The organism is Paenibacillus sp., from assembly GCF_035645195.1.
In the GTDB taxonomy this organism is placed as follows: Bacteria; Bacillota; Bacilli; order Paenibacillales; family YIM-B00363; genus Paenibacillus_AE.
In genome coordinates this window covers 364,849-385,094 of sequence record NZ_DASQNA010000007.1, presented here as the reverse complement: position 1 = coordinate 385,094, position 20,246 = coordinate 364,849, and the positions used below count along the sequence as shown (strand labels likewise).

The window sequence follows — 20,246 nt, the reverse complement described above, 5'->3', positions numbered from 1 at the left end:
CATGGATACGCTGTCCGACGACGTGATCGCGATGGATTTCTTAATTTCCGCCAAAGCGGGAATTCGCAACTACGCGATCGCCGCGACGGAGACGGCGACGCCGGAAATCAAGGCGGTGCTGCGAAAGCATTTGGAAGAGACGATCGAGACGCACGAACGGATTACGAATTATTTGATCTCGAAAGGCTTGTACCATCCGCACGACGTCGGCGAGCAAATCAAGACGGACCGCAAGCTGGCGGGCATCGCGCTTACGATTCCGTCCTGACGGCAAAAAACCGCAATTTCGTCCCCGCGAGGGCGAGATTGCGGTTTTATTTTTGCGGGCTTAACGATACATATAAAGACTGTGACCGATGCGGGCGCGGAACGGCAGCCCGGGCGGCAGCGCGTCCCCGAACGGCGAGCCGGCGGAGAGCGACAGCCGAATGTAATCGGGCCTCGTCGCCTGCGGCAGCAAGTACGCGGAGCGGGTCGCCCCGGGCCGGCGGTGCGCGTTCAGCGCCTCGATCATGCCCTTGGCGTTCCGAATGCCGATGCCGTGGCCGTAGTATCTGTCGCCGCCCAGATCGATGACGTTCTCCCCTTGCCATTGCATCGTCTCGGGGTTGACGTCGGGGTTGTCGAAGTAGAGACAATCGCCGGGGATGTACCGGACGGTCGGGATCGTCGTCAGCCCCAAGTCGCGGTCGACGTTCCAGTGAAACAAATACGTGTTCGCGAACAGCCGGTCGTACGCCGCGTCGCCGATCGAGTCGAGGACGGCCTTGTAGAAGACGATGACGATCGCGGTCGCGCATTCGAAGCCGTACATCGGACCGTTCGCGAATATGTCCCTGATCGCGCCGGCCGGCCGCCGGTCGGCGCGAAGCCGGAACGCGCCGTTCGGCTCGCGGCGCCAATATTCGGGGTTGCAGCGGGAGTTTTCGAACGTTTCGAACGCGGCGCCGCTGCCGTTCAGTTCGAGCGCGGCCCGCATCGTCGCCTCCCTAAGGCGCAGCTCGAAGTTGAGCTCCGCGGGCCGCGGATACTGGGCGGTCGGGCCGCCGGATATGAGGCGCAGCAGCGCGCGGCCGACGTCGCTCCCTTCAGACGTTGCCACAGCGTCGGCCCCTTCCAAAATGCGAATCATGCTCGATCCCACCTCCTGTGTACAGTGTATTCGCGCTCGGCGGGGGTTACGCCTTTTCGGGGGAAAGGAACGGGGTTGTTAACTTCTAGTTAAGGAAGAGGAATTCCATCGGCACGCAGCGAAAAGTTTTTGAGAAGAACATTCAGGAGGCGGAGGAGAGAGAAACATGGCGAACGACATTGTGGCGCATCGAGGCTGGTCGGCGGCGGCGCCGGAAAATACGATGGCCGCGTTCCGCAAGGCTTTGGACGCGCCGTACGTGGCCGGCTTGGAATTGGATATTCAGCTGTCGAAGGACGGCGTGCCCGTCGTCATTCACGACTTCACGCTCGGCCGGACGACGACCGGTCAAGGCTTCGTCAAAGATCATACGCTCGCCGAGCTGAAGGCGCTGGACGCCGGCGCTTGGTTCGATCCCGCGTTCCGCGGCGAACGCATCCCGACGCTCGCCGAGGCGCTCGCCCTCGCCAAGGGCCGCGCCGTCGTCAACATCGAGCTGAAAACGGCCGGCGGGCTGTATCCGGGTCTCGCCGAGGCGGCCGTGAAGGTCGTGCGCGAGTCGGGCATGGAGAACGAAGTCTATTTCACGTCGTTCGATCACCTCGTTATGCTCGAAGCGAAATCGATCGCGCCGGACATTCGCACCGGGCTGCTCGTCGCAGGCCGGCCGGTAGCGATGAAAGCCCAGTTCGAAGCGACCGGCGCCGACGTGCTGTCGATCGCGCATCCGTATATAACGAAGGATCTGGTTCGGGAGGCGGAGGAGCTCGGTATCGAGCTGCTCGCTTGGACGGTTGACGACCCCGCGCGCATGCGGGAGCTCGCGGCGCTGAGCGGCCGGATCGCTATCTGCACGAACGCGCCGGACAAGGCGCGCGAGGCGTTGGGCTTGTAAGTCGGCAGCCTCTTCCGCCGGAGCGGGAACTTCGCGTTCTCGTTCGGCGGAAGAGGTTTTTTTCGTTCTGCGCGCGGAACGATTCGTTCGCCGGCCGGCGTTTCGCCTTCGCGCGGAGGATCGTGTACAATGGGGGAAAGGAGCGTGGAAACGAATGGACAAACGGTATTTCACTCCGAAAGAGGCCAACGCTTTGCTTCCCTTCATTAAGGAAGATTTGACTCGGCTGCAGGAGACGAAGCGGGAGTTCGTTCGAACCGCGCTGCAACTGAGGGAGCTGCGCATGAACTACTCGAGAACGTCCCAATCTCCTCCGGAGGACGCGGTGTTTCGGCTGGAGGCGAGCATGGAGTTCATGCAGCTGGAGGCGAAGACGCTGGCGGACAGCATCCGCTTGAAGGGCGCGGAGCTCAAGGATGTGGACGGCGGACTCGTCGATTTTCCCGCAATGCTGAACGGAGAAGAGGTTTTGCTGTGCTGGAAGCAAGGAGAGGAACGCATCGCGTATTACCATGGGCGGCACGATGGATTTCGAGGCCGGAAGCCGATTCCGGAGGAATTCCTATCGTAAGGCTGCTCCGCTCTTATAGAAGATTGGGAGGGCTGGCGGCCGCTGCGCTGCTGGTTTGCTGGCTGGCCGCGTTCGGGGCGGCGGCGCACGCATACGCCCATACGTCGCTCGCCGGGTCGACTCCGGAGGACGGGGACGTGCTGACGGAGCAGCCGCGGCATTTGCATTTGTCGTTCAGCGGCAAGCTGGAATCGACGCTGCATCGCGTCGCCTTGGAGGGTCCCGACGGCGCCGGCGTGGAGATCGGGGAGGCGGCGCTCGACAGCGGCGGGAGAACGCTCATAGCCGCGCTGCCGGAGCTGCCGAACGGGACGTACCGCGTGTCGTACCGCGTCATCTCGGCGGACGGCCACCCGATTGAAGGAGGCTTCGCGTTCGAGGTCGCCGTCGAGGCGCCTGCCGCGGACCCGGCGGCGCCGGCGGAAGCGACGCCTCCGGCCGAAGCGACGCCTCCGGTCGAAGGGACGGCCGGAGAGGGCGCCGGCAGGGCTGCGTCCGGGCCGAGCCCCGGAGCGGCTTCGGGCGCGGACGGCGGCAGCCCCGCGTTCGCCGCGTTCCTGTATCTCAGCCGGATCGCGTACTATCTGACGCTGCTGCCGCTTGTCGGCTGGGCGCTGTGGAGCGGCTTGCGGCCGGCGGCCGCGGATCGGCTCGCGTACTGGCGAGGCGTCGGGCTCCGGCTGCAGCTCGCGCATCTCGGAGCGTTCGTCCCGATGGTCGCGCTTCATTGGATCGAGCTGTCCGGCGGCAGTGCCGACGCCTCCTTCCTCGATACGCTGCGGGATACGGCCGTCGGACAATCGTGGCTGTTCACCGGGCTGCTGTCGCTCGCCGGCTTCCCGCTCTTGTTCCGGCAGCGGCCCGTCGACCTCGTCTGGGCGGCGCTCATGATCGCCGCGAAGACGCTGCGCGGCCATGCCGGCGCATACGAGCCGGTCGCCTTATCGCGGCTGACGGACGCGATCCATCTCGGCGCCGCGGCGCTGTGGCTCGGCGGCCTGCTCGCTATGGCGCTGCTGCTGCGCAAATTTCCGGACTGGTTCCGGAGCTTCGCGCCGATGTTCTCCGCCTTCGCCTTCGCCGCATTCGGCGTGCTGGCGGCGACCGGCCTGCTGACGATCGGCCTATATACGGAGGAGTGGGGCGACGTGTTCCGGACGACGTGGGGATGGCTGCTCGTCGCGAAGACGGCGCTCGCGTTCGCGGTGCTGCCGGTGGCGGCCGCGCTTCGCGGCAAGTTGGCGCTTGCGCCGCAGCGGCCCGAGACGTTCCGGCAGTGGCTGCGGATCGATCTCGGACTGCTCGTCGGCATCGTCGCCGTTACAGGCGTGCTTACGCACATCAGTCCGGTCGTCGAACGCATCCCGTTCCATTGGCACGTGATGGGCGAGACGGCGCATATGACGATCGACATCGCGGACGTGCGGCCGGGCGAGAACGAGCTCGGGCTGAAGGTGTGGGTGCGAACGGGCGAACGGGCGCCGGCCGTCACGGTGACGAGTATCGGACCGGACGGGGAGGAGCGGCCGGCGGCGCTTGCGGCAGCCGACATCGAGACGGAACCGTGGGAGCGGTTCGAAGGCTTCGACCGGTACGATTTCACGGGCGAGCTCGATATCGCGGACCCGGGCGCGGCGGACATTCGCGTGCGGATCCAGCGCGAGAGCGGCGAAACGCTCGACTATCGCAAAAAGCTGATCGACCCGTAAGGGACGATCAGCTTTTTTGGTATTGTTATGCTTCTTTCCACGCCTGCGGGTGCAGATCGCTGGCGTAACGGGCGGCCGCGGCGTTCGCGTCGACTTGCTCCGGCGTCTTGCAACCCGGGATGACGCAGGTTACCGCGTCGTGACGCAGGCACCAGGCGAGCGCCCATTGCGCCATATCCATGCCGGCCGGCAGTTCGTTCTCCCGAATGCGCTCGACTTCTTCGAGCTTCGCGCGGCGCTGCTCCGCGTCGTGGCGGCTGCGGACGTCCGTTGCGACGAACGCCGCGTCCGGCTTGTACTTGCCGCTGAGATAGCCGCTCGCGAGCGGCACGCGCGCCAGCACGCCGAGGTCCTGCTCGATGCACGACGGGAACACGCGCTGCTCCGGCGCCCGATCCAACCGGTTGTAGACGACTTGGATCGCGGAGGCGTTCACCTTCGCCGCGGCCGCCGTCTGGTGCAGGTTGTCGTTGCTGCCGATCGAGATGCCGAGGTGGCGAATTTTGCCCGCCTGCACCTCTTTGTCCAGCATCGTCCACAGCTCGTCGTTGTCGAACGCCTCGTCCGTGCCCGAGTGGAATTGGTACAAGTCTATGTAATCGGTTTGCAGCGCGCGCAGCGAATCCTCCAGCTGCTTCTTCACGTCCACCGCCGACCACAGCTGATCCCGTTCGAACAAGCCGTTGAAATGATGGCCGAACTTTGTCGCCAGCACCCAATCCTCGCGCTTGTCCTGCTTCAGGAATTCGCCGATCAGCCGCTCCGACAGGTGATCGCCGTAGCATTCGGCCGTGTCGATCAGGTTGATGCCGACTTCCTTCGCGCGGCGCAGCACCGCGTTCGCTTCCTCCTGCGTGTACGATACGCCCCACTCGCCGCCGAACTGCCACGTGCCGACTCCGATGACGGATACCTTCAACCCCGTTTTGCCCAATCGCCGGTATTTCATCAGTTCATCCCGTCTCCCTTCGCGGTATCGATTTCCATCTCCAGTGTACCAAACGTCGCGGCTCGGTTGCCATGCCCCGGCGGCGCTTTTCCTGTTTTTTTCAAGGAAATAACATCTTCAGGACTACGGCTGTATCGAAGAAAACGCGACCAAGGTTCGCCTATTCGTTTCGCGATTGTATCAATTGGAGCGGAACTTTATGAGGATTTGTCGGAATTTCAACGCTACGCATTTACAGAAAGGTGGAAGGATGATACATTTAATGCATGCAATGATACGAAATGTATCTGGTTAAGTTTGGTTTCTTGAACGTGCCGTCGCCGCGCTAAGGTTCGCCGGCCTTTTTTTTGCAAAGGAGAGCAGCACGGACCTGGGGAGGAGCCGTTCGTTTGACGTCGATCCTGTAAAAATTGGAGGAGTTGGAGTATGAGGAAGAAACCCAAGAAAATATTGCGGGTGGGCGCGGTCTCCTTGCTGTGCGTCGGGGGGTTCGCCCAATCGGCCATGGCCGGTCCGTTAGGTACATTGTCGGAGCCGGTCAAAGCTGTCGCGGAAGCCGAAAGCGTGGGAGGAGCGGTAGATAGCGTCAAAGCAACCGGGATCGACGTTAATTTGTTGAAGAAGGACGATAACGACTCGTCCGGCAGCGGAGAGATCGCCGGCATCGGCGCCAACATCTTGTCGGTCAACGACAAAGGCGCTACGGTCGGCAGCGACAGTATTAAGGTGGATGTCAAGGCGCCCGGGAAGGACACGGCCGCAAGCGTCGACGCCAATGTGTTGTCCAGCGGCAGCAGCAGCGCGTCCAGCAGCGGAGAAGCGGCGACCGTGAACGCCAATGTGCTGTCGAGCGGCAACAGCAGCGCAACCGGCAACGGCGGCCTTGTCGGCGGAAGCGCTAACGTATTGTCCAGCGGCGACAGCCAGAGTACGGGCACGGGCGGTCCCGCGGGAGTCGGCGCCAATGTGTTGTCGGGCGGCAGCAGCCAAGGCTCGGGCACGGGCGGCACGGCCGGCGTCGGCGCCAACGTATTGTCGGACGGCAGCAGCAAAGGGACGGGCACGGGCAGCACGGCCGGCGTCGGCGGCAACGTCCTGTCGAGCGGCAACAGCCAAGGAACGGGCACGGGCAGCACGGCCGGCGTCGGCGGCAACATTCTGTCAAGCGGCAACAGCCAAGGCACGGGAACGGGCGAGACGGCCGGTGTCGGCGGCAACATTCTGTCGAGCGGCGACAGCAAAAGTACGGGAACCGGCGGGCTCACCGGCGTCGGCGGCAACGTCCTGTCGAGCGGTTCGAGCGGCGCGGCGGGTTCGTCGACCGCCGGGGTGGCCGGTCTGGGCGCCAACGTGCTGTCCAGCGGCAGCCAAGCGACGGGTACGGGCGGATTGGCCGGCGCGGCCGGCAATATTTTGTCGAGCGGCAACGGCCAAGCGATTGGTACCGGCGACACGGCCGGCGTTGGATTGAATCTGCTGACGAACGGCGGGAATGCGGTCGGCGACGGCTTGCTCGGCATCGCGGTGAATCTGCTCACTGGCGGCTCTAACGGCGGCGGCGGTGGCGGCGGCGGCGGCGGTGGCGGTGGCGGCGGCGGCAACGACCCCGGCGGCAACGACCCCGGCGGCAACGATCCCGGCGGCAATGATCCCGGCGGTAACGATCCCGGCGGCAACGATCCCGGCGGCAACGATCCTGGCGGCAACGATCCTGGCGGTAACGATCCTGGCGGTAACGATCCCGGCGGTGGCGGCGGAGGCGGCGGCGACACCGGTGGCGGCGGCGGTGGCGGCGGCGGCGGCGGTGGCAACGGAGGCGGCGGCACCGGCGGCGGTGGAAGCGGCGGAGGCGGCACCGGTGGCGGTGGAAGCGGCGGCGGCAGCACCGGCGGCATCATCGACAACGACGACGAGATCGGCAGCGATGCCGACTTCCCTTTCCCGAGCCTCGACCTCGACCTCGACGGAGATGACAACAACGCGGCGGGCGGCGGCGATGCGACGAATGCGGCCGACGGCGGCGGAAGCGGAACGAGCCAGGTGAAGCCGCTCAGCAAAGTTTCTATTGGCGGCCTTCCCGATACAGCGACGTCGAGCGTGCTCATGATGCTTGTCGGCTTCGGCCTGGCAGCTTTGGGGGCCGTCACCTTCGGTCCGACAAGACGGTACTTCAAACAAAAGCTTTGGGCGTTGAAACAGCATGGGTAATCTTGCAGGAAACTGAAATGCGGGCCGGACGCGGTTCCGGCTCGCTTCCGAGCGTCGTTCCAGCCGTCATAGTGACGGCGGGCGGCGCTTTCCTCCTAAACATTCCTATCCGATTTCCGCCCGGCGCCACTTGAAATCGTACTCGAAACGTACTATAATAACTTTCACTGCGGGTGTAGTTCAATGGTAGAACTCCAGCTTCCCAAGCTGGTAGCGTGGGTTCGATTCCCATCACCCGCTCCATACATATATAGCCGAAATCCCTTGATACATAAGGGGTTTTTTATTTTCTATTTTGGAGGGTAGGATGAACTCATTTATTTTGTGGGGCAGATCGTGGGGCAAATTTTGAAATCTTGGGGTTGAGCACTTCTAAGCTGTCAGCAGCATCCCGACTCACGAGATCTGATTCGTGCGTATAAATATTTGCTGTGGTCTCCAGGCGCGCGTGCCGAAGCCGCTCTTGAATGGTCTTCAAGTCCTTGCCATTCTCACGAAGCAGAGTGGCTGTTGTATGCCTGAGATCATGAAGACGAATTTTCGGAAGCCCGTTTTTTATCAAAAACTTTCGCCACGTTCCTGTCGCGGTGGACGGGTAATACATAATTCCTTGGCCGCCATGGAAAACATATTGCTTAGAATCGCCTTTCCAATCCTTGCAACGCAGCTTTTCCTTATTCCATTGTTTGCGATACGCCTGAAGCTCTTCCATGTACCAGCGGGGCATAGGGACGAACGCTTCGGATTCTTCAGTTTTCAATTCGCCTTCGATCTTATTTCCTACTTCGTCCAAAGTGATTTGCTTAACAACGTGAATACCGAGACGTTCAAAATCAACCTGAGGCCACTCCACGGCCAGGAATTCGCCGCGTCGGAATCCGCCGAGTAGAACACCGATGAAGTATAGCCGCCACTGGTCGGGTAGGGCGTATAATGCTGTTATGACCGCTTCCGTCTCGTTGCGGTTAAATGACTTCTTCCGCTGTCGCATTTCACGTTTTTCCTTCTTGTCTGGCGAAGGTCTGTCAACGCCTTCGATCGGATTGGTGGCGATCAACTGCCATTTCTTCGCGGAGTCAAAGATCGACTTTAGCGCTTTGAAAATATTTAGCTTCGTGTTTGTGGCCATCGGTGAACCATCTCGCTTTCGCAATTCCGCGAGAAACGTGACGATGTGCAGCGGTTTAATCTGGTCGAGTCGAGACGCGCCAAACACAGGGACGATGTACCGGCTGATATAATCCAAGGTGTTTTTCCTCGTATACTCTCCAAGCCGCTGGTCTGCATAACCTGACTTCCACTTCGGCAGGAATTGCTCGAGAGTCATCTTCTCAAGCCTTACCACTTCACCGTTTTCAACCTTCTCCGCAAACTTAGCCAGTTCTAGATCAAGCCATTGTTTCTTCTTGCGCTCGGACTTTGCGACTTCGGGCGGAACTTCAACCGATTGCGAGATGCGTTTTCTTCCGATTGCGGCCGGGTCTCGCGCAACGAGTCGATATTTGTTTCCGCTCAAATGTTCTATATATGCCATTTTTCTTCCTCCCATAAAAACATTTGTTCGGTTTTATTGTATAATAAACGGCCCTCACGGCCGGGAAGCGCGAATTTCTATTCAAACATCTCAACTACACCAAGTGGTTCGAAGCTTATTGTGAATTTCCCCATCTTTTTGTAAAGACCGTATTTTTCTGTGTACCGTTTGATTGCTTCCATAAGGAACTCCTCAGTTACCTGGAGTCGTTCGGCGAATTCATACCGGTTCCGTATGCCGGCTTTATGCGCTTCAATTATTGCAGATAGGGGAACAAGTTTCTCGTAAGCCCACGACCGAGCCAACAGTTCTTGTTTACGATTCTCCAGCTTCGCTTGATCTATGATATTTCCGGATGTTTTGTAATAATGGCCGAGTTCTTCTGCCAAAATACAAGTTCTTTCCACCCGTGATCTGATTCGTCGTTTATCGAGCAATATTACTTTCTTTGCTTTGGTTTCGACGTATAAACCCTTCAAGTTGGCGGGTAGATCAGCAGCGTCATAGACGGGAATCGGTGCCTCATGGAGTAGTTTGTCGTAATTGGGCATAGCTTGTCCTCCGCTGACTATTTAAGGGCATCCCGTGCAAGTGCAATTTTGACCGCCAGCTTTATTTGGGCAAGCTGTTCTTCAGTCAATTCGCCTTCATGCCCGACTTGATGTGCTGCCAGCGTAAGGATTTCTTCTTCAGAGAGATCCGATTGCTCCGGAATTTCTTCAATACCGTCCTCGGCCATCCTCTCCAAGTCTTCTACTTTGAGATTTAAGGTTTTGCAGATTTTTATCACGTTCTCAACTGCGGATTTTCCTACGCCTCTCTCCAAAATAGACCGAAGCGTTGTATAGGGTATATTGGCGCTTTCAGCAAATGCTTTCTGACTGGGCCACCCCTTTTCAATAAGGTTTTTTATTATCTCCGTCCGTTTATCCACTACCTATTCCCCTTCCAAAATATACGGAATTTCGTACACCCAAGACAAGTATACGCACAAAGTTATTATTTGTAAACATGCAATTTCGTATTTTATGTATTAATTTCGGTTGACATGATACGAAATTGAGTATATTATGGGGTCACAATACGAAATTGAGTATTTGGAGGTGTAGGCCAATTTGTTTCGCAACCTAGAGGCGGAAATGGCGAGGAATAGCATAACCAAAGGTCACTTGGCGATGTGCTTGGGCGTTCGTTACGCAACGATCATCGATAAGACCAAAGGTCGTTCTCCTTTTCATCTGGATGAAGCACTGAAGATCAAACGGGAGTTCTTCCCCGATTGTGATTTTGAGTACCTATTCCAGAAAGACGAAGGACAGCCCGAAGATATGGTCGAGGAGCATTACGAGAAGGGCCAAGACAACTACATAAAGGAGGTATCCAATTGAACACCTCGGATTTTCTCGAGGCGATCAGGATGGATATAAAGCGAGAGCTTAGGCAAGAAATACTCAGCGAGCTCCAGCCGGAAATCGAGCGCCGCATCTACGCCAACATTTTCACCTTCAAAGAGGCGGCGCAATATCTGAAGGTATCCATCAGCACGCTGCGGCGTATGGTCGCTGCTAATGAGATCCCGCATTTCAAGCAACGCGAAAATGTCTATTTTCGACAAATCGATTTGGATAGGTCAATTGAAAATCGATTGGTCGGGAGGCTTGCTCAATGAAGACGTACATCATCCGCTTTAATCACCCCGAACGTGGCACAATCTCCGCGGAGGTCGTGGCCGGCACTGAGGCCGATGCTCGAGAGGACTTCGCGCAACGGCATCCCCATTGTGAGATCATCGGCTCGAACGCGAAGCCGCAGCGCTGGGATGCGTATCGGGTGTTAGGGGATTGACTCGGGCGGTTACGCCCGCTTTTATCTGCATTGTTTTGCTCTATCACGTTTTCAAAGGGTGATATGGAAGGAGGTGAGAGATTTGGAGAATGCACCGGAGAAAACTTTCGAGCAAAGCGTGCTCGATCAGCTCGTCGAAGACGGTTATGCGGTCCACGCTGACGGAGAGCGCTGGATCTTGACGGAAAAGGGTCAGCGCATGGTGGAGCGGGAATTTCGACGTTACGAGCTGCGTCCAGGGATGCACATCATGATAGGCATGCACTACGCCGAGAAATTTGGCTTCAAACTGGTTTGATTGGAGGAAGCGGGATGATCGATTGGTTCGGAATTATATTCTCGGCATTGCTTGTCGCCGGATCGCTGATCGCGATTCGGAACCGGGAGGCGCGGCGGAAATGACGGACGAGCAGTTGGATCGACTCGGCGAATATTTCGTCTACCATCGGGTCCGCGAGCGTTACGGGCTCACCTTCGAGCAATTCGTCGAGAAGTACCGGAGAGGGACGTGGGAGGCGTGGTTGGCAGCATGAAACCCGGGGACCGATTCATCTACAACGAAAAGGGCATGGTCGCGAAAGTCACACTCGTCTCGTACGAGCTTCAAAACGGCAGCTGGCACGCCTTCGAGTTTCGGGTCGACAAAATCTACGCCTCGGAGCCGCTGAAAGACGGGAACGTTCCGAAGCCGGTCGAGATCGTGAAAGTCGGGTACCGGGATGGATACAAGCATTATGCAGGATGGGAGATCGATCGGCTATGACCCGCCGCCAGCGTACATACGAGAACTTGCTGCAGCTTGCCACAATGGCGCGTAGCTGGCGGACGGAACGGGTTTATCTCAATCAAATACCATGGGAGGCATTCAAATGAAAAGCACAGGAGTTGTTCGAAAGGTGGACGAGCTGGGGCGCATCGTTATCCCTATGGAGCTGCGGCGGACGCTGGGGATCGGCGAGAAAGACCCATTGGAGGTATTCGTAGACGGGGAGCGCATTGTGCTGCGGAAGTACGCTCCGGGCTGCGTCTATTGCGGGTCGGTGGATGATGGATTGAAGACGCTCTTGGACAAGCTGGTTTGTCGCAAATGTACGGAGCAGATAGCGGAGCAATTGACGACAAGCGGTAACGTAAAAAGCAAATAAGCCGCCGGTCCAGGGCGACTTATTGCAAAACGAAAATGTTTATTTGAACCCATTATACACGATATTGGCTGTGCGGAAAAGATCGGAAGGAGTGCGCCCATGTCCATCGCTTCGTTACATACCAAAGAAGACCAGCAACGGGCGTTAATGATTCTGCTCAAGAGAGCGGATCGGTGCGACTTGGACACTCCGTCCGGCGTGGCTCGAAAGATTGAACTGCTGTCCGAAGCTCAGGTCATTATCGGTCGATTTGCAGCTAATGCGGTCCGGGATTACAATCGCGTTTATGCGGAGCGGAAGCGGGTTCATGCGGAAGCTTTTCTCGCAGCGAAGCGGGACAAGGCTCATCATGCGGAGCTTGCTGTCGTCGAGCTGCGGCTGAAAGAGGCAGAGCTCGAGGCGGAAAAGGTGCGCTGGAATAACGCGTTCGCTTCCAACCTGGAAGTCATCAACAGCTTGAAGTATACGCACAAAGTGCTGATGGCGGAAATGCTGAACCCGCAGAACGGATCCTGATCTCGGGGGAGAGGAGGATGATGCGAGGCATGACGCCCGAATGCAGACCAAATAAAGGTGGGATATGGGAATGGCGTGGCTAGAGAGTCATCAAGAGCTGGGCAGGCATCCGAAAACAAAAAAGCTCGCGAGACTTCTCGGCGTTTCTGTTCCTGCAGCCGTTGGCCACCTACATTTCTTGTGGTGGTGGGCTCTCGATTACGCCCAAGACGGCGATCTATCCCGATTCGATAACGAGGATATCGCCGACGCATGCGGATGGGAAGGCGAGGCATCCACGATGGTTAGAGGTCTTGTGGACGCCGGATTTATTGAGAGCGATATGCAGATTCACGATTGGGAGGAATACGCGGGACGTCTTGTCGAGAAGCGGGAGCAAAACAAGGAGCGGAAGCGGAAGTCACGCGCCCGTCACGCGCCCGTCACGGAAGACGGCAACGCCCGTCACGGGGCTACAGTACCTAACCAAACAGAACCTAACCATATTACTACTGCAACTGCGCCCGCGCACGAACCTGTTTCCGAACCACCACTGGTGACGGATGAATCCGAAGAACCGATCGGCGGCGGGTACAAGACGATAAACGACGCTCACACAAAAGTGTTTGGAACGCTCACGATCTCCCCGCTGTTCCATGATTTTTACCGATCGATTTTGAACCGGGGAAACTCAACGGAATACGTCATCGAGCTGCTTTACGAAGTTGGTTCACACGCAACAAAGCCGTCGCTGGAGTACATGCAAAAAGTGGACCGAAGTTGGCAGGAGCAAGGGATAAGATCGCGGGCAGAAGCCAGGTCGAAGAACGAGCAGCGAACGGGAAGCAGGGGCGCCCGCGGCAGTCGACAAGCAGACCAAGCTCAGAAGCTCCGCGAAATGCAGGAGCAATTCGCAAGGGAGGAGACCAATGCAGAAAGCGGAAGTGGCCCGCCTGTTTGAGCAGGTGACGATGGCCTATCCAAACTTTACAGCTGACAAGGAGAAAGTGCTGTTCTGGCACCAATACCTGCAGGACATCAGCTTTGATCAAGCTGCCGAGAACCTTCGGCGCCATATAGTGTCAAGCACGTTCCCGCCAACGATCGCCGATCTGCGGCGGCCGCTTGTGCAGAAAGATCCAGAACAGCACGTAGATTACGCGAAACTTGGTGCGGAAACCAAAGAACGGCTCCACGACATGGAACGATGGGCAGCGGAAGCGACACCGCCGCCGTGGAGACGCGGAGGTGTAATCGGTGACTGAACTGAACATGTCGAACTTTATCAACCTGGAAGCGGAGCAGGCCGTGCTCGGAGCAATCCTCCTGAGCCCTGAGGCTCTCGATGTGGCGCTTGAGTGGGTGAAGGTCGAGGATTTCTACAAGGAGGGGCATCAAAGCATCCTCCAGGGCATGATCGAGTTATCCGATTCGAACAAACCGATCGACCTGATCACCCTGACTGAGCAGCTGATGAGTGACGGTAAGCTCGCTGGCATTGGCGGCGTGAAGTACCTTACCGAGCTGGCCGGATCCGTACCGACGGCCGCCAACATCCGCCACTACCTATCGATCGTGAAGAACAAGTCACTCTCGCGAAAGGCTTTCAGAGCAGCCAAGGCGATGATGGATAACGGCAAAGAGATGGATGACCCGAAGGCATTCATCGCCAGCATGCAGGAGGTCGCGGATTCACTCGGAGATGAGCTCCGACCCGAACGTGAATTCGTCGCAACAGGCCAGATACTTCGGGAACATTCGGATCTGCTCGATGTGCGTTATAACAGCAACGGGGAGGTCGTAGGCGTTAAAACCGCCAGCAGAGACCTTGATCGACTCACATCAGGGAGGCAGAAGCAGGACTTCATCATCATTGCTGCTCGGCCGTCTGTAGGCAAGACAGCGTTCATGTTGAACGATGCACTCGCCGCGGCCAAGGGGGGCACGACGGTCGGAATATTCAGCCTCGAGATGCCGAGGACGTCGCTTGCAGAGCGCATGATTGCGGCTCTAGGGGATATCGACGGAATGAAGCTTCGAACGGGTCGACTCGATGCAAACGACTGGGAGCGTTACACGGGCGCAGCGGCAAAGCTGTCGAACCTCCCGATCTACATCGACGATACTCCAGGACTCTCGGTTCAGCAGATCCGGTCGAAGATGCGAGCCTTCCGCAAGAAGCACGGGGACAACATTATTTTCTACATCGACTACCTGCAGCTCATCAACGGCGGCCGCGTGTTCCAGAACCGAAACCTCGAGATCGGCCACATCTCCAGGACGCTCAAGCAGTGCGCCCGGGACAACAACTGCCCGGTTGTCGCATTGTCGCAGTTAAGCCGGGCCGTGGAGCAGCGTCAGGACAAGCGACCGATGATGTCCGATCTGCGTGAGTCTGGAGACATCGAACAGGATGCGGACGAGATTGAATTTTTGTATCGGGACGACTATTACAATGCCGAGTCCGAGAAGAAAAACATCGTCGAAGTCATCGTCGCAAAAGGCCGGAACACAGGAACGGGCGTCGTCGAAGTGGTTTACCTCAAAAACTACAGTAAGTTCGTCGATCTCGACCGGGGACACAGCGCATGAGTGCCGACATAGCTTACATACTTCACGACCCGCGGCCGAACACACCGGACACGAAACGCTGGCGCTGTGCGCTACTCCTGGTTCACCGGCTAGCACCGGATCCGGAAACAGCTATCGAGCTCGCTTCGCGGCTTTGGACGATGAGAGCGATGGGAACGACCATGGTGCTGGAGCGGGGAGGATTACGGTTCGCATATCTGCCCGGCCAGTGGGAGAACGAAGCGGATTTCGAGGAGTTCAAGGCCATCTCCTTCCGCGAATTTCGAAACGAGGTCATCCAGCTGCTGTATCAAGTCGAGATGACTGCAGATAGACGGGAGGTGCCGGAAGCGTGGAAGGTTTACGCGAGATGACCGACGCCGAGCTGTACCGCATTGCCACGAGCCCGGAGAGCCGGCTGGGGCTCCGCTATGAGGCTGCGCGGGAGTTGCAAGAAAGGAGGGGGGACAGAAGTGGGCAAAGAGCGCAGGCGGAAAATGACCATAGACAATCAGCTAAATCAACTAGAACTCAGCTGGAAAAGTTACGAGTGGCTGATCAAAGACCGCCTGATCAAGATCGACGAAATAACTCGCAGCATGATCAAGGAAATGCACCTTTGCGGGGTCCCCTCCTCAATGATCGCGGAACATCTCCCCCGTAGGTTTGAAGATCTCAAACGAAGAGTTGTTGATGAAAATGACAGACGGTTTCACGGGAATCAGCACAGTAGGATGGTGAACGAATGAAAACGAGCGAGCGGGTTTTGAAATACATCATCCAGCACCGGGAAATGCACGGATACGCGCCTACGATCCGCGAGATCTGCGAAGGTGTTGGGCTGAGATCTTCGTCGACGGTGAATGGGCACCTGCAACGCCTAGAGCAAAAGGGCAGGATCAAACGGAAGCCGGCAAGCCCGCGGGCGATTGAGGTTATTGCGAATGGGTAGACGGATCGGGTCTTGGACTCCACGTCCCCGCCTTCACGGCCAGAACAAATTCGGCGCCAAGAAAGTTATAGTAACCACCGATGGCACGATGTTCGAGGTCGATATGCTCAGGCGTCACGGCATCAATGACGTCACCGGCATCAAGTTCGACAGCAAGATGGAGGCCGAGTATTATCTGCTGCTCAAGAAGCGGATGGCGGCCGGCGAGATCCAAGACATTGTGCTGCAGCCAGAGTTCATTTTGCAGGACAAGCCTCGGATTAAGTATAAGGCGGATTTCCAAGTGGTGTATCCCGGCGGTGACTTCGAAGTGATCGACGTCAAGGGACACATCACGAAGGACTTCAGGCTAAAGCAGAAGCTGTTTGCGGCCGTCTACGAGGACTACAAGCTGACCCTCGTTACCAAGCGGAGCGGGAGATGGATGGAGCGGTGAACCGCGTCCGCGCCGTAGCCATGGAGGAAAAGACCCGAAGCGGGAGCAGAGCGCAATGAAGAAAAGCGAAATCAAGCCGGGTCAAGTGTACCGGAGCCGAAGGAAGGGGCAGTATTACTCGGAACGCCGAGTAGAACGGATTGGCGCTCACTTGGCGAGACCAAAGCAAAAAGACAAGGACTGCCTGATGTACATCGTTACGAGCGGGTTCCATTACGGCAGGACGCGAAGGGTGACCCGTGCCTCATTTGCCAGATGGGCCAAGGAGATCGTCTTCGAAAGGCAGATGGATTTATTCGATTACCTGAGATAGCTCAAGCGGAAGCGGGACTGGTAACACAATGAATAGGCGGTGTTCATGAATGAGCAAAGTTCCAGATCGTTTCAAGGAGTTGGAGAATGTACAAGTCTACGCCTCCGACGATCAAGTCGTTATCACTGGCATCCCGGACGAAGACGACGAAAGCCACAATTGCGACGTTATGGGGTGCTCGTCGGTGTCGCACGTACTGTATCGGTTCGCTGTATTGCCGCCATGGCAGAAAGTAATTCGATGAATACGGATTTTTCATGAGAGGGGAGAGATGCGATGGAAGTCGTACAGCCGATCCGGAGCGTCGAGAAGCTTGAACGGATGAAAGCGGTGCTGCGAGAGCGATCGGAGCGCGACTGGTTCCTGCTCGTGATGGGAATTAATGTCGGCCTTCGCATCGGCGATCTTCTCAAGCTTCACGTCCGGGACGTCCGGAATAAATCGCACATCCGCATCATCGAAGGCAAGACGCAGAAGCGCAAACGGTTCCCGATCAACGCGGAGCTGCGCGAAATCATAAATCAGTACACGAAGGGCATGAAGGATGACGCTCCGTTGTTCCCGAGCTACCGGACGAAGCAGAACATCGGAAGGGTGCAGGCGTACCGCATCCTGAACTACGCGGCGGCGGAGGTCGGTCTGATTGAGATCGGGACGCACACGCTGCGGAAGACGTTTGGGTACCATTTCTACAAGCGATACAAGGACGTCGCACTGCTGCAGGAGATATTCAATCATTCGGCGCCGTCGATTACGATGCGCTATATCGGAATCAACCAAGACATTATTGACGAGGCCGTTGGCGGCTTCCATCTGTGAGGTGAGGGAATTGCCAGAAGCGAGAATTTTAGATGCCTGTTGCGGCAGCCGGATGTTCTGGTTCGACAAGCAGCATCCTGACGCGGTCTACATGGATAATCGGGAGCTCGACGATGTGCTGTGCGACGGGCGAACGCTCAACGTCAACCCTGACGTGATCGCCGATTTCCGGCGTATGCCTTTTGCGGACGAATCTTTTTATTTTGTCGTCTTCGACCCGCCGCATCTGCTGAAGGCTGGCGAAGATTCATGGTTGGCCAAGAAATACGGGAAGCTCGGGCCTGACTGGAAGGAAGACATCAAGCAGGGTTTTCAAGAATGCATGCGGGTGCTGAAGCCGAACGGGACGCTAATCTTCAAGTGGAACGAGGATCAGGTCAGCCTGGGCGAAGTTCTGAGAGCGATCGACCGGCGACCGCTCTTCGGTAATCGGAGAAGCAAGACGCATTGGCTCGTCTACATGAAAGACGATCAGAGGAACATTGGGTGAATATGGAAGGACATGGGGAGGGGTATGCATGAACGTTTACGAAATCGGTCCGTACTGGATCGCGGCCAAGTCTGCGGACCATGCTCTCGGGGTTTACGTTGAAGAAACTCACGAACTTTCGGATTTGGTCATTGGTGAACCCGGCGAAGGGGAAACCGAGGAAGTGACGATATCGATTCGGCAGCTCACTCGAAACCAGGTGGAATCGCCATCGGTGTACTGCTGCGAAGACGGCGGATGCTCTTTCTGTAAAGACGAGGAGGATGCAGTCCTCATCTCATATCAGGACCTCATCAATAAGCGTGAGGAGAGAGAATTCCCTTGCGTCATCGCCAAAGAAGAATGAACGCAGGCTGAATATTGTGATACAAAGCAAAAACCGCAGGGAACGGCACTCCCCACGGTCTCTGCCCCACGTTTGTTTACCTCAACAACCTTGCAGCGAATGGGCCTGAAGAAAGCCGCCGAATATTGGAGCCGTTGGTGTATCGGCCAAGTGACCCGCGTAACTTTTGAGGTTATCCATCGCACTGAGCGTGCCGTGCCCAGCTTCTTGGGATCGGCCATGACTTAAGCAGCTGTGGCACTGCTATGTTTTGATTCCCCTCATTGCCCATGGCAGCCGGGTCGCTACTGAGTTCCCTATGTACTGATGGCCGTTTTACGCTCGTCAGCGGAAGGAAGGCGTGGAACCTTCGGTAAAACTTTGCCGCCTATTTCAGGGATTGTTCAGCCGCGATAGTCCTTCTCAGAGGAACAAGGGGAGAATATAAAGTCGGCTATAAAGATTAACATCCGACCAACTCCTTCCCCCCTCTTATCGAGGGATACAAGTAAATACGGTCCATCTAAGTAAGAGTTTCACTATCTGAAAGGAAATTCACAATAATATGGCAACGGGAGGAAGAGCTGTGGAGATAACAGAGCTTTACGAAATGCAAAAGGCGCTCGACGCGCGGATTATCGAGGAGAAGGGGCTGCAGGGTCAAGACCTGCTGCCGAACACCGTCCTCGCCCTGCAGGTCGAGATTGCTGAGCTGGCGAACGAATGGCGTGGCTTTAAACACTGGAGCAACGATAAGGCACCAAGGATCGAGAAAATGCTCGAAGAATACGTGGATTGTCTACACTTCTTTCTCTCGATTGCGCGGCAATTGGGCGTTCCACTATATCAACTGGATATAAATCACCAAGAGATCAAGGAAGACACGATCAAAATCTTCATCGATATCATCACGGCAGTCGGCCTGATCGATTACGTTGATTATTCGAACCTCGACGACAACGCTTTTTGGGATGCTTTGGACCAATTTATCGCACTTGGTACCCAGCGACTGGGGTTCACTTGGAAGCAGATCGAAGCTGCCTACCTAGCGAAGAACGCAGTGAACCACGACCGGCAGGCGACCGGATACTGATAGGGGAGCGTGAGGCCCAGTGAATTATGTTCAACCGATCCGCGATCCGGAGCTCATCACCGACATCAAGAAGTATCTGCGGGAGACGAACGAGCGAAATTACATCCTGTTCGTCCTTGGCATAAACACGGGCCTCCGGATCTCCGACATCTTGAAGCTCCGCGTGAAGGACGTCAGGGGAACGCACATCAGCATGCGGGAGACGAAGACAGGGAAGCAGAAGCGTATCCTGATCAATCCGACGCTGAAGAACGAGCTCAAGGGCTACATAGAGGGCAAGGACGGCGACGAATACCTCATCAAGAGCCGCCAGGGCTACAACAAGCCGATCAGCCGCGAAATGGCCTACAAGCTCCTCAACCAAGCCGCCAAGGTCTTCGGCCTCGAAGAGATCGGCACCCACACCATGAGAAAGACCTTCGGTTACCACCACTATCTGAAATACAAAAACATCGCGCTGCTGATGGACATCTTCAACCACTCCTCCGAACGAATCACGCTGCGGTATATCGGCGTTAACCAGGACACGATGGACAACACGTTGAGCCGTTTTAGCCTTTAATTACTCATAATGCGCGACTGTGTAACACGGTTTTGGACAAGCCCCGGAAACGCTGTAGCGGCAAGGGAAAAACGGCGGTTGGGCAGTTCAACAAAATATAAGATATGAGGAACTGGAAAGGGAAAACCGGAGGTGACTCGAGCTGGACGAAACCCAAAGACGAAAAGTGTTTCAGCGGGCCAAATCGATGACGACCGAGCGG

Annotated in this window: 31 protein-coding genes and 1 tRNA gene; 27 read left to right on the top strand and 5 right to left on the bottom strand. The window is 57.0% G+C overall.

The window, feature by feature from the left end:
* Nucleotide 1: 1 nt before the first annotated feature.
* Complete coding sequence (locus VE009_RS02975) at nt 2–268, top strand: spore coat protein (RefSeq protein ID WP_414694764.1); 267 nt, start codon at nt 2–4, stop codon at nt 266–268.
* Nucleotides 269–328: 60 nt separating this feature from the next.
* Here VE009_RS02975 and VE009_RS02970 read toward each other — a convergent pair whose 3' ends face one another.
* Entirely contained in the window at nt 329–1,132 is an 804-nt protein-coding gene (locus VE009_RS02970; protein WP_325005900.1) for a protein-glutamine gamma-glutamyltransferase, read from the bottom strand.
* Nucleotides 1,133–1,298: 166 nt separating this feature from the next.
* Between VE009_RS02970 and VE009_RS02965 the strand changes: the two genes are divergently transcribed.
* The 3 genes from VE009_RS02965 to VE009_RS02955 all read left to right on the top strand — a co-directional run bounded on the left by VE009_RS02965 (nt 1,299) and on the right by VE009_RS02955 (nt 4,307).
* Complete coding sequence (locus VE009_RS02965; protein ID WP_325005899.1) at nt 1,299–2,027, top strand: glycerophosphodiester phosphodiesterase; 729 nt, start codon at nt 1,299–1,301, stop codon at nt 2,025–2,027.
* Nucleotides 2,028–2,181: 154 nt separating this feature from the next.
* Entirely contained in the window at nt 2,182–2,598 is a 417-nt protein-coding gene (locus VE009_RS02960) for a DUF2203 domain-containing protein (protein WP_325005898.1), read from the top strand.
* A gap of 23 nt (nt 2,599–2,621) precedes the next feature.
* On the top strand, nt 2,622–4,307 hold the full coding sequence (locus tag VE009_RS02955; protein ID WP_325005897.1) for a copper resistance CopC/CopD family protein: 1,686 nt from the start codon (nt 2,622–2,624) through the stop codon (nt 4,305–4,307).
* 25 nt (nt 4,308–4,332) lie between these two features.
* On the opposite strand, the gene VE009_RS02950 is transcribed toward VE009_RS02955, so the two are convergent.
* Nucleotides 4,333–5,256, bottom strand: coding sequence for an aldo/keto reductase (locus VE009_RS02950; protein ID WP_325005896.1), 924 nt, complete (start codon nt 5,254–5,256; stop codon nt 4,333–4,335).
* Nucleotides 5,257–5,682: 426 nt separating this feature from the next.
* On the opposite strand from VE009_RS02950, the gene VE009_RS02945 reads away from it, so the two are divergent.
* The gene (locus tag VE009_RS02945) at nt 5,683–7,464 is read left to right on the top strand and encodes a hypothetical protein (protein WP_325005895.1); all 1,782 of its coding nucleotides are present in this window, start codon (nt 5,683–5,685) and stop codon (nt 7,462–7,464) included.
* 169 nt (nt 7,465–7,633) lie between these two features.
* Nucleotides 7,634–7,707, top strand: a tRNA-Gly gene (locus VE009_RS02940).
* Between the two features lie 70 nt (nt 7,708–7,777).
* On the opposite strand, the gene VE009_RS02935 is transcribed toward VE009_RS02940, so the two are convergent.
* From VE009_RS02935 to VE009_RS02925, 3 genes are all read right to left on the bottom strand, one after another.
* Nucleotides 7,778–8,998, bottom strand: a complete 1,221-nt coding sequence (locus VE009_RS02935) for a site-specific integrase (RefSeq protein WP_325005894.1) — start codon at nt 8,996–8,998, stop codon at nt 7,778–7,780.
* Between the two features lie 77 nt (nt 8,999–9,075).
* Entirely contained in the window at nt 9,076–9,549 is a 474-nt protein-coding gene (locus VE009_RS02930; RefSeq protein ID WP_325005893.1) for an ImmA/IrrE family metallo-endopeptidase, read from the bottom strand.
* Nucleotides 9,550–9,566: 17 nt separating this feature from the next.
* Nucleotides 9,567–9,932 (bottom strand): helix-turn-helix transcriptional regulator, encoded by a 366-nt coding sequence (locus tag VE009_RS02925; RefSeq protein WP_325005892.1) that lies wholly within the window; start codon nt 9,930–9,932, stop codon nt 9,567–9,569.
* Nucleotides 9,933–10,113: 181 nt separating this feature from the next.
* Here VE009_RS02925 and VE009_RS02920 point away from each other — a divergent pair, with 181 nt between their 5' ends.
* From VE009_RS02920 to VE009_RS02820, 21 genes are all read left to right on the top strand, one after another.
* On the top strand, nt 10,114–10,386 hold the full coding sequence (locus VE009_RS02920) for an XRE family transcriptional regulator (RefSeq protein WP_325005891.1): 273 nt from the start codon (nt 10,114–10,116) through the stop codon (nt 10,384–10,386).
* A complete protein-coding gene (locus VE009_RS02915) occupies nt 10,383–10,667 on the top strand; it encodes a helix-turn-helix domain-containing protein (RefSeq protein WP_325005890.1) in 285 nt (94 codons plus the stop codon). Before VE009_RS02920 ends, VE009_RS02915 begins: the two co-directional genes overlap by 4 nt.
* Nucleotides 10,664–10,843: a hypothetical protein gene (locus tag VE009_RS02910; RefSeq protein WP_325005889.1), complete on the top strand. Its 180-nt coding sequence runs from the start codon at nt 10,664–10,666 to the stop codon at nt 10,841–10,843. Before VE009_RS02915 ends, VE009_RS02910 begins: the two co-directional genes overlap by 4 nt.
* Before the next feature lie 82 nt (nt 10,844–10,925).
* Complete coding sequence (locus VE009_RS02905) at nt 10,926–11,141, top strand: hypothetical protein (protein WP_325005888.1); 216 nt, start codon at nt 10,926–10,928, stop codon at nt 11,139–11,141.
* Nucleotides 11,142–11,241: 100 nt separating this feature from the next.
* Complete coding sequence (locus tag VE009_RS02900) at nt 11,242–11,376, top strand: hypothetical protein (RefSeq protein WP_325005887.1); 135 nt, start codon at nt 11,242–11,244, stop codon at nt 11,374–11,376.
* Complete coding sequence (locus VE009_RS02895) at nt 11,373–11,606, top strand: hypothetical protein (protein WP_325005886.1); 234 nt, start codon at nt 11,373–11,375, stop codon at nt 11,604–11,606. Before VE009_RS02900 ends, VE009_RS02895 begins: the two co-directional genes overlap by 4 nt.
* A 106-nt stretch (nt 11,607–11,712) precedes the next feature.
* Nucleotides 11,713–11,988 carry an AbrB/MazE/SpoVT family DNA-binding domain-containing protein gene (locus tag VE009_RS02890; protein WP_325005885.1) on the top strand — a complete coding sequence of 92 codons (276 nt, stop codon included), beginning with the start codon at nt 11,713–11,715 and terminating at the stop codon, nt 11,986–11,988.
* A gap of 99 nt (nt 11,989–12,087) precedes the next feature.
* Nucleotides 12,088–12,504 (top strand): hypothetical protein, encoded by a 417-nt coding sequence (locus VE009_RS02885; RefSeq protein ID WP_325005884.1) that lies wholly within the window; start codon nt 12,088–12,090, stop codon nt 12,502–12,504.
* A gap of 70 nt (nt 12,505–12,574) precedes the next feature.
* The gene (locus VE009_RS02880; RefSeq protein WP_325005883.1) at nt 12,575–13,444 is read left to right on the top strand and encodes a DnaD domain protein; all 870 of its coding nucleotides are present in this window, start codon (nt 12,575–12,577) and stop codon (nt 13,442–13,444) included.
* Nucleotides 13,413–13,748: a replicative helicase loader/inhibitor gene (locus tag VE009_RS02875; RefSeq protein WP_325005882.1), complete on the top strand. Its 336-nt coding sequence runs from the start codon at nt 13,413–13,415 to the stop codon at nt 13,746–13,748. The genes VE009_RS02880 and VE009_RS02875 overlap by 32 nt, the downstream gene beginning before the upstream one ends.
* Nucleotides 13,741–15,075, top strand: a complete 1,335-nt coding sequence (gene dnaB, locus VE009_RS02870) for a replicative DNA helicase (RefSeq protein ID WP_325005881.1) — start codon at nt 13,741–13,743, stop codon at nt 15,073–15,075. The genes VE009_RS02875 and dnaB overlap by 8 nt, the downstream gene beginning before the upstream one ends.
* 149 nt (nt 15,076–15,224) lie before the next feature.
* The gene (locus VE009_RS02865; protein WP_325005880.1) at nt 15,225–15,428 is read left to right on the top strand and encodes a hypothetical protein; all 204 of its coding nucleotides are present in this window, start codon (nt 15,225–15,227) and stop codon (nt 15,426–15,428) included.
* Nucleotides 15,429–15,527: 99 nt separating this feature from the next.
* Nucleotides 15,528–15,803, top strand: coding sequence for a hypothetical protein (locus tag VE009_RS02860; protein WP_325005879.1), 276 nt, complete (start codon nt 15,528–15,530; stop codon nt 15,801–15,803).
* A complete protein-coding gene (locus VE009_RS02855; RefSeq protein ID WP_325005878.1) occupies nt 15,800–16,006 on the top strand; it encodes a LexA family protein in 207 nt (68 codons plus the stop codon). The genes VE009_RS02860 and VE009_RS02855 overlap by 4 nt, the downstream gene beginning before the upstream one ends.
* A complete protein-coding gene (locus VE009_RS02850) occupies nt 15,999–16,442 on the top strand; it encodes a DUF1064 domain-containing protein (protein ID WP_414694760.1) in 444 nt (147 codons plus the stop codon). The genes VE009_RS02855 and VE009_RS02850 overlap by 8 nt, the downstream gene beginning before the upstream one ends.
* Nucleotides 16,443–16,804: 362 nt before the next feature.
* Entirely contained in the window at nt 16,805–16,999 is a 195-nt protein-coding gene (locus VE009_RS02845; protein ID WP_325005877.1) for a hypothetical protein, read from the top strand.
* A gap of 32 nt (nt 17,000–17,031) precedes the next feature.
* A complete protein-coding gene (locus tag VE009_RS02840) occupies nt 17,032–17,574 on the top strand; it encodes a site-specific integrase (protein WP_325005876.1) in 543 nt (180 codons plus the stop codon).
* 52 nt (nt 17,575–17,626) lie between these two features.
* Nucleotides 17,627–18,064, top strand: a complete 438-nt coding sequence (locus tag VE009_RS02835) for an SAM-dependent methyltransferase (RefSeq protein WP_325005951.1) — start codon at nt 17,627–17,629, stop codon at nt 18,062–18,064.
* A gap of 28 nt (nt 18,065–18,092) precedes the next feature.
* Nucleotides 18,093–18,410 carry a hypothetical protein gene (locus VE009_RS02830; RefSeq protein WP_325005875.1) on the top strand — a complete coding sequence of 106 codons (318 nt, stop codon included), beginning with the start codon at nt 18,093–18,095 and terminating at the stop codon, nt 18,408–18,410.
* Between the two features lie 565 nt (nt 18,411–18,975).
* Complete coding sequence (locus tag VE009_RS02825) at nt 18,976–19,482, top strand: dUTP diphosphatase (RefSeq protein ID WP_325005874.1); 507 nt, start codon at nt 18,976–18,978, stop codon at nt 19,480–19,482.
* Between the two features lie 19 nt (nt 19,483–19,501).
* Nucleotides 19,502–20,044: a site-specific integrase gene (locus VE009_RS02820; RefSeq protein ID WP_325005873.1), complete on the top strand. Its 543-nt coding sequence runs from the start codon at nt 19,502–19,504 to the stop codon at nt 20,042–20,044.
* Nucleotides 20,045–20,246 lie beyond the last annotated feature (202 nt).

Excerpts from the sequence above, each read along its gene's own strand:
- VE009_RS02975 (WP_414694764.1), top strand. The coding sequence starts at position 2 with ATGGATACGCTGTCCGACGACGTGATCGCGATGGATTTCTTAATTTCC.
- VE009_RS02970 (WP_325005900.1), bottom strand. The coding sequence starts at position 1,132 with ATGATTCGCATTTTGGAAGGGGCCGACGCTGTGGCAACGTCTGAAGGG.
- VE009_RS02965 (WP_325005899.1), top strand. The coding sequence starts at position 1,299 with ATGGCGAACGACATTGTGGCGCATCGAGGCTGGTCGGCGGCGGCGCCG.
- VE009_RS02960 (WP_325005898.1), top strand. The coding sequence starts at position 2,182 with ATGGACAAACGGTATTTCACTCCGAAAGAGGCCAACGCTTTGCTTCCC.
- VE009_RS02950 (WP_325005896.1), bottom strand. The coding sequence starts at position 5,256 with ATGAAATACCGGCGATTGGGCAAAACGGGGTTGAAGGTATCCGTCATC.
- VE009_RS02945 (WP_325005895.1), top strand. The coding sequence starts at position 5,683 with ATGAGGAAGAAACCCAAGAAAATATTGCGGGTGGGCGCGGTCTCCTTG.
- VE009_RS02935 (WP_325005894.1), bottom strand. The coding sequence starts at position 8,998 with ATGGCATATATAGAACATTTGAGCGGAAACAAATATCGACTCGTTGCG.
- VE009_RS02930 (WP_325005893.1), bottom strand. The coding sequence starts at position 9,549 with ATGCCCAATTACGACAAACTACTCCATGAGGCACCGATTCCCGTCTAT.
- VE009_RS02910 (WP_325005889.1), top strand. The coding sequence starts at position 10,664 with ATGAAGACGTACATCATCCGCTTTAATCACCCCGAACGTGGCACAATC.
- VE009_RS02900 (WP_325005887.1), top strand. The coding sequence starts at position 11,242 with ATGACGGACGAGCAGTTGGATCGACTCGGCGAATATTTCGTCTACCAT.
- VE009_RS02895 (WP_325005886.1), top strand. The coding sequence starts at position 11,373 with ATGAAACCCGGGGACCGATTCATCTACAACGAAAAGGGCATGGTCGCG.
- VE009_RS02890 (WP_325005885.1), top strand. The coding sequence starts at position 11,713 with ATGAAAAGCACAGGAGTTGTTCGAAAGGTGGACGAGCTGGGGCGCATC.
- VE009_RS02885 (WP_325005884.1), top strand. The coding sequence starts at position 12,088 with ATGTCCATCGCTTCGTTACATACCAAAGAAGACCAGCAACGGGCGTTA.
- VE009_RS02880 (WP_325005883.1), top strand. The coding sequence starts at position 12,575 with ATGGCGTGGCTAGAGAGTCATCAAGAGCTGGGCAGGCATCCGAAAACA.
- VE009_RS02875 (WP_325005882.1), top strand. The coding sequence starts at position 13,413 with ATGCAGAAAGCGGAAGTGGCCCGCCTGTTTGAGCAGGTGACGATGGCC.
- VE009_RS02865 (WP_325005880.1), top strand. The coding sequence starts at position 15,225 with ATGGGAACGACCATGGTGCTGGAGCGGGGAGGATTACGGTTCGCATAT.
- VE009_RS02855 (WP_325005878.1), top strand. The coding sequence starts at position 15,800 with ATGAAAACGAGCGAGCGGGTTTTGAAATACATCATCCAGCACCGGGAA.
- VE009_RS02850 (WP_414694760.1), top strand. The coding sequence starts at position 15,999 with ATGGGTAGACGGATCGGGTCTTGGACTCCACGTCCCCGCCTTCACGGC.
- VE009_RS02845 (WP_325005877.1), top strand. The coding sequence starts at position 16,805 with ATGAGCAAAGTTCCAGATCGTTTCAAGGAGTTGGAGAATGTACAAGTC.
- VE009_RS02840 (WP_325005876.1), top strand. The coding sequence starts at position 17,032 with ATGGAAGTCGTACAGCCGATCCGGAGCGTCGAGAAGCTTGAACGGATG.
- VE009_RS02835 (WP_325005951.1), top strand. The coding sequence starts at position 17,627 with ATGTTCTGGTTCGACAAGCAGCATCCTGACGCGGTCTACATGGATAAT.
- VE009_RS02830 (WP_325005875.1), top strand. The coding sequence starts at position 18,093 with ATGAACGTTTACGAAATCGGTCCGTACTGGATCGCGGCCAAGTCTGCG.